12 protein-coding genes are annotated in these 12,090 nt (G+C 61.5%); 2 read left to right on the top strand and 10 right to left on the bottom strand.

Translation table 11 applies throughout. The features are described 5' to 3' along the window. Positions 1-47 precede the first annotated feature (47 nt). Together AC1DWF_RS16770 and AC1DWF_RS16765 are read right to left on the bottom strand one after the other, a co-directional pair. Positions 48-794 carry an aspartate/glutamate racemase family protein gene (locus AC1DWF_RS16770; protein WP_476784681.1) on the bottom strand — a complete coding sequence of 249 codons (747 nt, stop codon included), beginning with the start codon at positions 792-794 and terminating at the stop codon, positions 48-50. Between the two features lie 11 nt (positions 795-805). Then, positions 806-1,441, bottom strand: coding sequence for a flavin reductase family protein (locus AC1DWF_RS16765; RefSeq protein ID WP_476784682.1), 636 nt, complete (start codon positions 1,439-1,441; stop codon positions 806-808). A 135-nt stretch (positions 1,442-1,576) separates the two neighbouring features. Here AC1DWF_RS16765 and AC1DWF_RS16760 point away from each other — a divergent pair, with 135 nt between their 5' ends. Next, on the top strand, positions 1,577-2,254 hold the full coding sequence (locus AC1DWF_RS16760) for a GntR family transcriptional regulator (protein WP_476784683.1): 678 nt from the start codon (positions 1,577-1,579) through the stop codon (positions 2,252-2,254). Positions 2,255-2,271: 17 nt separating this feature from the next. Here the strand turns inward: AC1DWF_RS16760 and AC1DWF_RS16755 are convergent, their stop codons facing one another. From AC1DWF_RS16755 to AC1DWF_RS16725, 7 genes are all read right to left on the bottom strand, one after another. Then, positions 2,272-3,252: an ABC transporter ATP-binding protein gene (locus tag AC1DWF_RS16755; protein ID WP_476784684.1), complete on the bottom strand. Its 981-nt coding sequence runs from the start codon at positions 3,250-3,252 to the stop codon at positions 2,272-2,274. Next, entirely contained in the window at positions 3,249-4,232 is a 984-nt protein-coding gene (locus tag AC1DWF_RS16750) for an ABC transporter ATP-binding protein (protein ID WP_476784685.1), read from the bottom strand. Before AC1DWF_RS16750 ends, AC1DWF_RS16755 begins: the two co-directional genes overlap by 4 nt. Then, entirely contained in the window at positions 4,225-5,721 is a 1,497-nt protein-coding gene (locus AC1DWF_RS16745) for an amidohydrolase family protein (protein WP_476787887.1), read from the bottom strand. The genes AC1DWF_RS16750 and AC1DWF_RS16745 overlap by 8 nt, the downstream gene beginning before the upstream one ends. Next, complete coding sequence (locus AC1DWF_RS16740) at positions 5,718-6,911, bottom strand: amidohydrolase family protein (protein ID WP_476787888.1); 1,194 nt, start codon at positions 6,909-6,911, stop codon at positions 5,718-5,720. Before AC1DWF_RS16740 ends, AC1DWF_RS16745 begins: the two co-directional genes overlap by 4 nt. A gap of 6 nt (positions 6,912-6,917) precedes the next feature. After that, positions 6,918-7,865 carry an ABC transporter permease gene (locus AC1DWF_RS16735; protein WP_476785524.1) on the bottom strand — a complete coding sequence of 316 codons (948 nt, stop codon included), beginning with the start codon at positions 7,863-7,865 and terminating at the stop codon, positions 6,918-6,920. A gap of 16 nt (positions 7,866-7,881) precedes the next feature. Then, positions 7,882-8,850: an ABC transporter permease gene (locus tag AC1DWF_RS16730; protein ID WP_476841851.1), complete on the bottom strand. Its 969-nt coding sequence runs from the start codon at positions 8,848-8,850 to the stop codon at positions 7,882-7,884. Between the two features lie 538 nt (positions 8,851-9,388). Beyond that, the gene (locus AC1DWF_RS16725) at positions 9,389-10,321 is read right to left on the bottom strand and encodes a LysR family transcriptional regulator (protein WP_476789193.1); all 933 of its coding nucleotides are present in this window, start codon (positions 10,319-10,321) and stop codon (positions 9,389-9,391) included. Between the two features lie 84 nt (positions 10,322-10,405). On the opposite strand from AC1DWF_RS16725, the gene AC1DWF_RS16720 reads away from it, so the two are divergent. After that, positions 10,406-11,284, top strand: coding sequence for an NmrA family NAD(P)-binding protein (locus AC1DWF_RS16720; RefSeq protein WP_476789184.1), 879 nt, complete (start codon positions 10,406-10,408; stop codon positions 11,282-11,284). A 313-nt stretch (positions 11,285-11,597) separates the two neighbouring features. On the opposite strand, the gene AC1DWF_RS16715 is transcribed toward AC1DWF_RS16720, so the two are convergent. After that, entirely contained in the window at positions 11,598-12,080 is a 483-nt protein-coding gene (locus AC1DWF_RS16715; RefSeq protein ID WP_476786871.1) for a hypothetical protein, read from the bottom strand. Positions 12,081-12,090: the final 10 nt, after the last annotated feature.

Raw genomic sequence — 12,090 nt, 5'->3', positions numbered from 1 at the left:
GCTAATTGGTCCGCGTGGTCACCAGGCGGACCAATTCCCGGTCGATCCTAGCTGTTCATCGCTAGGCGTCGCGACTCTACGACTGCGCCCGGCGCTTCCTTCTGGCGCGGATAATCATAAGCGTTGACCTTCGAGGTGGAGTAGCCGGCGCCGACAAGCGCCTCGGCAATCTTCAGCGCTGCCGTCACCCCGTCGATCACCGGAACGCCGGTTGCCTTGGCCAGGCGCTCGCACAGGCTCGACATTCCGGCACAGCCCAGAATGATCGTTTCTGCGCGATCTTCGACCTTTGAGCGCTCGATCACTTCGATCAGCAGGCGCTCGGCGGTTTCCGGGTCCTCTTCCAAACCAAGCACTGGCAGGTCGATCGCATGCACGGCGCGGCAATGATGCCCGGCGCCATAGGCCTGGACGATGTCTTCAATGATTGGTACCGAACGCGGAAGTGTGGTGATCACCGAAAAGCGGCGGCTGATCGTCATGGCAACCTGAACGGCTGCCTGGCAAATGCCGATGACTGGCCCCTTGGCCATTTCGCGGGCAGCGTGGAGGCCAGGATCGTCGAAACAGGCAATCACATAGGCATCGACGCCCAGCTCTTCGCCCTTGCGGATCTCGACCAACATATCCGGAACTGCCACCGCCTCATCGACACTGCCCTCGATGCTGACAGGCGACCTGGTCGGGTTTACCGCGGTGACGCGCGTTCCCACATTCGCAACACGTAGCGCGCTTTCCAGCACCTGGTTGGTCATGGAAGCGGTTGAATTTGGATTGATCAGTCGAATATGCACGTTGGTAAATCCTATTCGCCGCTCTCGGTGGCCTTCAACACATCCACAATCGTCGGCGCCTTGAGCACGAACTGACGATCGGAAGTGATGTAATTGTCTGCATGCAGCCGAGCGATCGGCTGGTAGACCTCTGGATTGACGTAGCGCCCGGCCTCGTCGAGACAGTCGCGGCGAACATGCATGTGGACCACTTCACCCAGCACGAGCACGCGACGCGGGAACTCGATCAGCCGCTCCACGCGACATTCGAAGGAACAAGGCGCATTGGCGACGTAGTCGACATCGATCTGTGCACCCTTGGCCGTAGGAAGCCCGGCGATCTCGAGTTCGTCGACGTCGCTTTCGAACCCCAGGCCGCAAACGAGCATCTGCTGCGACAGGGCCATGTCGACCATGCCTACCGCGAACTCTCCGGTTCTCCTGATGTTGGCGACCGTGTCTTTTTCCTCACCCGATGCGCGTGGCTGGATACCGAGCACCACAATGGGCGGCTCGTGCGAAAAGACATTGAAGAAGCTCATCGGCGCGGCATTGCTTCGCCCTGTGACTGAGCGGGTGGTGACAAGCGCGATCGGCCGTGGACCAATGAAATTGGTAAGCAGGCGATAGCGGCTTTCCATCTCCAGTTTCGTAAAGTCGAACTCCATTCGTTCTCTCAGTTCCGATTTGTTGGTACACAATCTGATACGTAATTGTCAGCAAAACGCGATTGGGGTAATCTATGCGAATGTTGACTTTTTGTTATCTATGGCGAATGTCGGCCTTGGTGGGGGCATAGTTTCATGACCGAACAGGCGAGCGTTTCGACACAGCAGATTGTCGAAAAGGTATGGCTTTCGATTGCAGAGCGCCGTCTGCGTCCGGGCGTCCAGCTGAAAGAGGGCCAACTGGCTGCTATTTTCGATGTCAGCCGCGCGCGCATCCGCCAGGCCCTGACTGCGCTTGAGCGCGAAGGGCTGGTGACAATCATCCCCAACCGTGGCGCTTTCGTTTGCCAGCCGTCTGTCGACGAGGCCAGGGACGTATTCGCCGTTCGCCGTGCGGTTGAAGCCTGCGTCGTCGAACGTATCGGAACCTCGATCTCGAAGGCCGATGTCGCGCGCCTGCGCAGCCATGTTGCCCAGGAACGGACCGCCAGCGCCAAGGACGTCACCACCGACATCATAAAGCTGTCCGGCGGTTTCCATCTTTTGCTCGCGGAGATTTCCGGCTCCGATTTTCTGTTCGGAATGATGCGCGACCTGATCTCGCGCACCTCCCTGATTACCGCCGTCTATCGCAACACGGCCCGTTTCAACTGCGGACCGGACGAGCATGATGAAATCGTCGAGGAGATTGCCAAGGGCAACTTCAAGAACGCCGCGGCGCTGATGGAACATCATCTCGAGCACGTCGAAACGGAACTCGACTTGCGGGAAGTGCGCGACATATCCCACGATTTGCGGGCCGCGCTGGCATAGTTCGGCCCGCGGCAACATCATTCGTCTCGCACCATGTGGCAGGCCACGCGCGTTCTGCTGGCGAGCGTGCGCACTTCAGGAAGTTCGCTCGAGCACAGTGCCGTGGCGATGGGGCATCGCGGATGGAACGGGCAGCCTGACGGCGGCTTGAGAGGACTTGGCACCTCGCCGCCGGCAATTTCGCGATCCCTGTTAGGACTTACAATGTTGGGGATCGTTTGCAGCAGAAGCTGCGTATAGGGATGGCGTGGCTGCGCGAAAAGCTCCTCCGTCTCGCCTTCCTCAACGATGCGCCCGAGATACATCACAGCGATGCGGTCGGACATGTGCCGAACCACGCTCAGGTCGTGGCTGATGAACAGATAGGTCAGCCCGAACTCGTCCTGCAGACGACGCATGAGGTTGAGCACCTGGGCTTGCACCGACACGTCGAGCGCCGAGGTCGGCTCGTCGCAGACCAGGAAGCGTGGCTCGCTTGCCAGAGCGCGCGCTATCGAGATTCGCTGGCGCTGCCCGCCTGAGAATTCATGCGGAAACTTCTCGCCATCCGATGCGGACAGGCCGACCGTCTTCAGCAACTCCACTACCCGCTCGTTGACCTCGGTTGCGGAGTTTCGCAACTTCAATTCGCGGATCGGCTCGGCGATGATGTTCTTCACCCGCCAGCGCGGGTTGAGCGACGCATACGGGTCCTGGAAGATCATCTGGGCCGATAGGGGCTGCCCATCATGGTCCAGCGCGAAACTCACCTCGCCGCTGTTTGGCTTGTACAACCCTGTCACAAGGCGCGCGACGGTCGACTTGCCGCAACCGCTTTCGCCGACCAGGCTCAGGCAGCCGCCCCTTGGAACCTCGAAGCTGATATCATTGACGGCTTGGAGATACTGCCGCGGCTTGCGCTCGATCACGCGATTGAGCCATGGCGCCGACACGTCGAACGTCTTGACCAGACGGTCAACGCTGAGCGCCGAGTTCTTCTGTGCGGACATGGCTGTCATGCGGTTCCTCCAGCATTCATCCAGCACGCGCTGGCTCCGGAGCCCGCCGGAAGCAGGCTCGGCCGTTCACGCCTGCAACGCGGTCCAGCTTCCTTGCAGCGTGGGCCGAAGGCGCAGCCTTCTGGGATCGCGTCGAGCCGCGGCATAGACCCGTCGATTTGGTTAAGGCGCTCCACACGTGCGCCAAGAGCCGGGATCGACGCCATGAGACCACGTGTGTACGGGTGCTGGGGGGCATGCAGCACTTGTTCAACCTGCCCGACCTCGACGAGGCGGCCGGCATACATCACGGCGATCCTGTCCGCGGTTTCGGCGATGACGCCCATGTCGTGCGTCACCAGCATGACGGCAGTCTGCTTTTCCTTGCACAGCTTGCGCAAAAGTGACGTGATCTGCGCCTGGATCGAAACGTCGAGGGCGGTCGTCGGCTCGTCCGCGATGATCAGTTTCGGCGAGGCGGCAAGCGCAAGTGCGATCACCACACGTTGCCGCATACCGCCGGAAAACTGATGCGGGTACTGGTTGATACGCTCCTCGGGCGACGGAATGCCGACGTCCTTCAACAGCGAAATCGCCCGCGCTTTGGCCTCCGCCTTACTCATGCCGAGGTGGAGCCGGATGGTCTCTGTCAGCTGCGCGCCAACCGTGAACAGCGGATTGAGCGAGGTCAGTGGGTCCTGGAAAATAGCACCTATCTCGCGGCCACGAATTTTCTCCATCTCGCGGTCGCCGAGCGTATCGATCCGGCGTTCGCCGAGCCAGATTTCGCCGCCTGCAATACGGCCGGGCCGTTCGAGCAGCCCCAGCACCGCGAGCCCCGTCATCGACTTGCCAGCACCGGACTCCCCGACGACACCGAGGATTTCGCCCGGACGTATCGACAAGCTGACATCAGAAAGCGCTGTCGCGATGCCGCGGCGGCCTGGGAATTCCACCTTGAGGTTGCGGACCTCAAGCACGGCTTTTTCAGCTTCAGCCATTGGTGTTGACCTCGATCGGATAGCTGGGCGGAAAGATTTCCGACACCGGCGGATTGCCCCAGCTGCGCTCTGGATACTTCGCAATGAGTCCGTCGAACTGCGTTTGCGCACGCTTCTGCGCTGCCTTCATGTCGATGCCAGCGACCTCGCCGAAACGCATGGACAAACGCCCGTCGACGAAGACCGCCTGCGTGACCTTGCCCGACCCGCCCGTCACCAACGTGGTGATCGGGTCGATGGAAGGCGCCATGACCGCGTCATCGAGGCCAAACACCGCGATATCGGCACGCGTGCCCGGAGCAAGACGACCAAGGTCATCGCGGCCGAGCGCTCTGGCGCCGCCAAGAGTTGCCGCGTCGAACAGGTCAGTGCACCGGACGCGATCTGGGGCGCCATCGTTGATGCGGCAGGCGATCAGACCGACCAGCAGGTTCATCAGCATATCGGGCGGCGTGGTGTCCGTTCCCATAGAGATGTTGATGCCGCGCTCCTTGCACTTCGAGAACGAATTCAGCGTGCTGCCGCCGCGTGCCGAGACGAGCGGGCAATGCACGATCGACACGCCGTTGGTCGCGTAGAGCGCGAGGTCTTCGTCGGTGGCGTTTGTCGCGTGCGGAGCGATCAGCCGGTCGTTGAGCAGGCCAAGCCGTGCCAACCAGACAGGAGCTGTCGATCCGTGCAGCTTACGGACGGTTTCGACCTCCATCGCGCCCTGCGCCATGTGAAGCCGGATCTTGCAGCCGAGTTCAGCCGCCGCCGCCTGGGTCTGGCGTAACAACTCTTCGGTACAGGTCTCGACGCGATCGGGCACCAGCAGCCCGCGCACCAGATCGCCGTGGCGGCCTGTCTGGCGGCCGATATAGTCGACAGCCTCGCGGAGGCCGGCGAGACCACGCTTCTCGTCAAACACGGCCTCCATCCGACCCGGCGCTTCGAGCACCATGCCGCCGGCGCGATAGGCCGGGCTGAGGTAGACGCGCAGGCCCAGGTCGCCTGCGGCGTCCGCCGCCGCATCGAACTCGGCGACCGTCTCGCCCCACTCGCGATAAAATAGCGAGGCTATGGGCGCAGCAGTTGTTATGCCGTTCAAAAGCAGCTGACCGAAGGCGAAACGTTTCTGGAAGGCCAGCTCTTCTTGGGAATACATCTCGTAGGGGCCGGCCTCGACATAGTGGCGCGGCCAGACGCGTCCCTTCGCCCAGCCGGGATGATGGTCGATGCCAAGAATGGTCGTGTCGAGATCCGACAGCGCGTCAAGATCGAGGAGGCCGGGGCTGACCAGCGAGTTGCCGAACTCGATCCGGCGGGCCACCTCGCCGGGAAAATCGGTTCCGACAAAGATCACCTGGCCGTCATCAACGACGACCTGGCCGTTGGGGATCAGGCGGTGCCCGCCATCCTTATGCCCCAGCACCCAGTCGGCCGAAATCAGCGTCCGGCCGTCGGGGCGCTTGCCGAGTTCGAGCGTATCGAGGACCTGTCGCGTCATGGCATTTCCACCATTGCCTGGCCGGCGCGTGCGGTGACACGGCCGCCCTTGATGACCAGCGGGCGTGGCGCAACGTCGACGACGGCATGCGCAAGCGTTTCCCCAGTGAGCAACGTCAGGTCTGCCTTGCAGCCTTCCGCCAGACCGTAGCCTTCGATGCGCATGACATCCGCCCCGCCTTGCGAAACAATATGGAGCACATGTTCGAGTTCGATGTCGGAGCGAAGGCCGTTCTTCATGCCGACGATCTTGGCGCGGTCGAGCATGTCGGGCTGGCCCCAGGGTCCCCAGGTGTCGCGGATGCCATCACATCCGGCGCCAACGCGCACGCCGGCCTGCTTCAAGCGCATGATCGACGGTACGGTCGCCGACGGGGCACCCGTCGTCAGGATCGCCACATCGAGTTGTGCAATCTGATCGATGAGCTGGCCGACGCGGAGATAATCGTTCATTCCAAGGGCGAAGGCGTGGCTGATAGCGACCTTGCCCTGCATGCCATTGGCGCGGATACGATCGAACATCAGCTCCATGGTGAAGGCGCCCAGGTCGCCCGATTCATGCAGATGAATATCGATCGGGCATTGGTGCTTCACTGCCAAGGCAAAGATGGCGTCCAGCTGGCCTTTGGGATCGCGGTCGATGCCGCACGGATCGATACCGCCCAGTACCTCGCAGCCCTGGCGCAATGCCTCGTCGAGCAGATCCAGCGTTCCAGGCATCACCATGAGGCCGGACTGCGGGAATGCGACGATCTCGATGTCGATGACCCCCTTCAGCTTCTCGCGGGTCTCCATCACGCCGTCGACAATGGACAGGCCGTGCGTTGGATCGATGTCGACATGGCTGCGGATATGGGTCGCGCCATGGGCGGCAAGGCCGATTGCGTGGCGCATCGACTGACGGTGCGGGTCGATGCCGACCGCGATCCGGTTTTCACGCTCGAAGTCGATGCGTTCGCGCAGGACTGCGCGGCGGTTGTTTTCATGCCAGGGCAATCCCCAGGTCGTCTTGTCGAGATGGGTATGCGCGTCGATGAGACCGGGTATCGCGATGGCACCGCCGCCGTCCTCGACCGACATGCCCGGATCTGCTTCAAAATGACCGAGGCCGACAATCAGCCCATCGCGGATCAGCAGGTCGCAATTCGCGCGCCCGTAGGGGCGGACGTTGCGCAGCAACAGATTAGTCATGCACGCTTACCTCAGTTTCGGATTGAGCACGTCGCGCAGCCAATCGCCGAGCAGATTGACGACGACCACCAGCAGGCAGAGCTGGATCACCGGAAACAGCACGATCCACCACGAGCCGGAAAACAGGAATTGATTGCCGATGCGGATCAGCGTTCCCAGAGATGGCTGTCCGGGGGGCATGCCGATACCAAGGAACGACAAAGTCGCTTCGGTCAGGATCGCCATGCCGAAGTTCAGCGTGGCGGCAACCAGCACTGGCGTCAGCGTGTTGGGCAGGATGTGGTGCGCCAGGATGCGGCGCGAAGGCACCTTCAAGAGCCTTGCCGCTTGTACATATTCCTTGTTGCGTTCAACGATCGTCTGGGCGCGTACGGTACGGGCATATTGCACCCACGACGATAGCGAGATGGCCAGCACCAGCACTGCTGAGGCACCGATCTCGCGAAGATCGGCGGGAAGCAGCTGCCGCACCACCGTCGACACCAGGATCGCAATCAAGATGGTCGGGATCGACAAGGTGATGTCGCCGATGCGCATCAGGAGATTGTCGATAAAGCCGCCAAAGAAACCGGCGACCAGCCCGGCCGTCATGCCGATCAAAAGCGACAAGGCGACCGAGGCAAGACCGATCATGATGGATATGCGCGTGCCGTAAAGGATGGCCGAAAGCAGGTCCCGGCCCTGAGTGTCGGTGCCCAGCAGATACGGCCATTCGCCGCCTTCCTGCCAGATCGGCGGCAGCTCTGCCTTCCACATATCGAGCTGAGCGGCGTCATAGGGGTTCTGTGGTGCGATGAACGGCGCGAAGACGGCGGCTAGAACCAGCACAGCCAGGATCCCGGCCGCAATCATCGCCGACTTGCTGTGGGTGAACGACCACCAGACATCGCTGTTGCGCAGGCGCTGCACAAAACTTGGGCGGGGCACGGCGGCTGTCTTAGAAACGTCGGTCATCGACTTGTCCCCGGTTTCAGTGCGAGCTGCGCAGGCGCGGATCGATCACCGCATAGGTGATATCGACAAGCGTGTTCAGCGCGACGAAGATGAAGGAGATGACGCAGAGATAGGCCGCCATCACGGGAATATCGAGGAAGGTGACCGCCTGGATGAACAGCATGCCCATGCCCGGCCACTGGAAGACGGTTTCGGTGATGAGTGCAAAGGCGATGAGTGAGCCAATGTTCATCGCCGTCATGGTCACGACAGGCATCAAACAGTTGCGCAGTGCATGGCGGAAGTAGACACGCCAGCGCGGAATGCCCCTGGCGCGGGCGAACTTCACATAATCGGAGCGCAACACTTCCAGCATCTCGGCACGGACGAGACGCATGATCAAAGTGATTTGGTAGAGCGACAGCGCCACTGCCGGCAGGATCAGCGCTGCGCGGCCCGAGGGCGTCAGCAGGCCGGTCGACCACCAGCCGATCTGGACGACATCTCCTCGGCCGAAGGACGGCGACCAGCCCAAAATGACCGAAAAGACCAGGATAAGAAGGATGCCGACGACGAAGCTTGGCAACGAAACGCCAATGATCGACAAAAACTGCAGCGACTCCGTGTACCATCGCCCGCGTTTGATTGCTGTAAGAACGCCAAGCGGCAGGCCGACGACCAGCGAAATCAGCGTCGCCACCAGCACCAGCTCCAGCGTTGCCGGGAAGCGTTCGCCGATGAGGGTGAGTACATCCTGGCCATTGCGGTACGAGATTCCAAAATCGCCCTGCGCCGCGTGGGCGACGAAGCGTACGAACTGCGTGGCGACACCATCGTTGAGACCCAGTCGCTCGCGGAGTGCGTCGCGGTCAGCCTGCGTCGTMTGCTCGGTAACCATGAGCTCGACTGGATCGCCGGCAAGACGAAAGATCAGGAATGCAAGCATAGCAACCGCAAGCATCACCATGATGGCATTGGCAATGCGGCTGATAATGAAGACCAGCATATGAAGCCTCGTCAGTTAGCCAAGGAGCCCGATCGCTGGGTCCATGAGGGCGCTTGCGTCAACAGACTCAAGGCTGTGGCGTTGTCGGCACGCATTGCAGCGCAGCCGCAGGCAACGGGTGCCATGAATGGCGTTTGCCACGATGGCAAATCCCCTAACATTATCTATCCCTCCCACTTAAGTGGCGCCTCCGTTTCGAAGGTCTTTATTTTAGGCTCGAGCGGCCCGGCCAGCTGATTCCCGCACCCGCCGCAGCGGTGACGCACAATCATCTAGAACTGCCAAGGCGCCGCCTCGTCTCCGCCCACGAGGCCATATTCAGAAAGCCGGCATAAATTGTCAACTGCTTTGTCGACAATTTCGAACTGATTGCGCGACTATTCGGAAATGGGAAGCGCATCCTGCGCTGCGCAGATGCACCTGAGGTTCACTCTTTTGCGCGGAACATCGAAGAAGTGCTCGACCAACTGCGACTAGCGCGTCTGGATGAATGCGGTTCGCTTTGAAGCGTTGCGCGGTGGTCAGCCGTCCTGCGGCCTCAGCTTCCAGCGTCAGTGACCGATGACATATCCATCGCCGCCGCAACAATGACGCGTCTCAACCATATGTGCCTGGGGGCGTCTTGCTGGCGCGCGTGCCAGGCGAGGCTCATCGTAAAAAGCCCGAGATCGAGCGGCGGCGGCAACGATACGAAGCGCCTCATGTCGGCTGCTGCTCGCGCCAGCCTCGACGGCAGTGTCATGATGAGGTCGGAGCGAGCGGCGATCTCGACCGCCGCGAAGAAATTCGGCACGCGCAGCTTCACCCGCCGCGTTCGCCCCATACGCGCAAGCACCTCATCGACAGGTGCGGCCCCAACGCCGGTGACGCTCACCACGATATGCTCAAGCGTCAGAAAGCGGTCGAGCGTGAGTTTTTCGGCGAGCGCGGGATGATGCGCCCGCATCAGCGTTACCAATTCTTCGTCATAGAGGCGGCGTCGATTAATGCCGGCCGGTGCCTCGTCGATCAGCGCCACCATCGCATCCGCGACACCATGCTCCAGCGCCTGGAACCCGTTCGTATCAGGCGCGACAATATCGAGATCAAGCGACGGCGCCTCGCGGGCGAGGCGGGCGAGCAAATGCGGCGCCAGCACGGCGGCTTGGAGATCGGGCATAAGAAGCCGGATTCGACCCGTCGCCGTCGCGGGGTCGAACGAACTCGCCTCCAGCATTTCGCCAACGCCCGCCAATATGCCGCGCAGCACGGGGCGCACCTCTTGGGCACGCGAACTGAGGATGTAGCCGCCCGGCCCATCAACCAGCAGCGCGTCCGAAAACAGCGTGCGCAATCGCCCGAGCGCTCGGCTCGCGGCCGGCTGGCTCATGCCGAGCCGGTGGGCGGTCCTTGTGACGTTCTTCTCATCCAGCAGCGCCTCGAGCACTACCAAAAGGTTGAGGTCGAGGCGGCGTAAATCCACTTCGCGCATGCTGACCATATACACCATGCATTGGACGCATGGAATGCCACCGCCTATCGTTCCTCCGTCAAACGATCTGAAGGAGTGGCAATCATGTATGTCGTGCTTGGAGCAAACGGACGGGCCGGCGGCGAGATAGCGCGCGCCCTCATTGAACGCGGCGAGGCCGTGCGTGTCGTCCTGCGTCGCAAGGAGCAGGCTGAAAAATGGACAGCCCTCGGCGCGGAAGTCGCCGTCGCGAGCATCGAGGATGCCGACGCGATTGCCGATGCGCTGAAGGGCGCGCAAGGAGCGTTCCTGCTCAATCCGCCGCCGGTGAGCGGCGATCCCTATCAGCGCACGGAAGACTTCGGCGCAGTACTTGCCAGTGCGGCACGGCGGGCGCGTCTGCCCAAGGCCGTTGTTCTGTCGTCCATCGGGGCGCAGCATCCAGCTGGCACCGGCGTCATCGCCACCCTCAACCGGTTTGAGGCGCTGCTTGACTGCGTGGCGCCATCGACTGCCTTCCTGCGGTCAGGCTATTTCGTCGAGAGCTGGGGCGAGGTGGCGCAAAATGTCCTGTCGCAAAGCGTGCTGCCGACCTTTCTCGAACCCTCTCAGAAAATCCCGATGGTGAGCACGATCGATGTCGGGCAGGCGGTGGCAGCAGTGCTCTGCGAGGACTGGACCGGCAAGCGGATCGTGGAGATCAGCGGACCGCAAGACTGGAGCGCCGGCGATGTGGCGTCGGCCTTTTCCGGAGTTCTCGGCCGGCCGATAAAGTCGATGCTTGTTCCGCCGGAACAGCGCCCAGCACTACTTGCCGAAGAAGGCGTATCAGGCGAAGTGGCGAACGCGCTTCTCGGCATGTATGAGGGGATCGCCAACGGCCTTTTCATGCGCCAGAGCAGCGGCGAACAGCGGCGCGGCACCATTTCTCTGACGACAGCGATAGAGCGCGTTGTCGCAACGATTGAACCAGCTGGCCACTGATCCTCAGGCAACTAGCGTGTTTCAGAATTCACGTGACAGCCTTGTCTGATTCACTGCTGCTGGTGATTTGTCAGGGAGTGGAGATGAGGAGGAGCCTAAGCGCCGACATTCGCGGGCGTGATTGCGGCGATTGAGGATGGGGTTTCAACGTGTGAAGCGGCGCGTGCTTCCGGACAGGGATTTCGACGGCCGGGAGCAGCTATCGCCGCTATCGACGACTGGCGAGACGGAAGCGTGCAAGCTCGGTGAGCCGTCGCGTTCGAAGCACGACGCGCACGAGGCCTTCACCATATCTGAATTCTCACTGTCTCTGTCAAAAGCGAAACACTGCGCCCAGGATCGGCCCGTGTTGAACCACATCGTAGACAAAGTCGTCGTTCTCGTAGTCGACGGCCGCGGCGCGATAACCGATTACTGCCGAGAACGATGGACTGAACTGGTAGCCTGCGCCGCCCATCAGATCCCAGGTTAATTCGGCGGACGCGCCACCGCCGATCAGCCCCCAGCCCGTCAAATAGAATTCGGGAGTGATCGAGAAATGGCCTTTCAGTCCGACGATGGGGTCGGCCCAGGTTTCCGTCTGCGACAACCCTGCCGACCTGCGGTGTGGTACGTTGAACTCGACCGTACGGTAATTCTGTTCCCGTATGAAGCGTTCGCAGATCTCGCGCCGAACCCGCGCCAGCCCTTCTTTCTCGATGCCCTTGTTGGGGATGAAGAAGACGTTGACGCGTTTGAGCGCATCGACCGCCTGAATGGTGACGTAGTCGGGATTGCCGGCGCCAATGCCGATCACCAGGACCTTG

Source organism: Aminobacter sp. P4_D5 (assembly GCF_056401815.1).
This window is presented reverse-complemented; position numbering and strand designations above follow the sequence as displayed.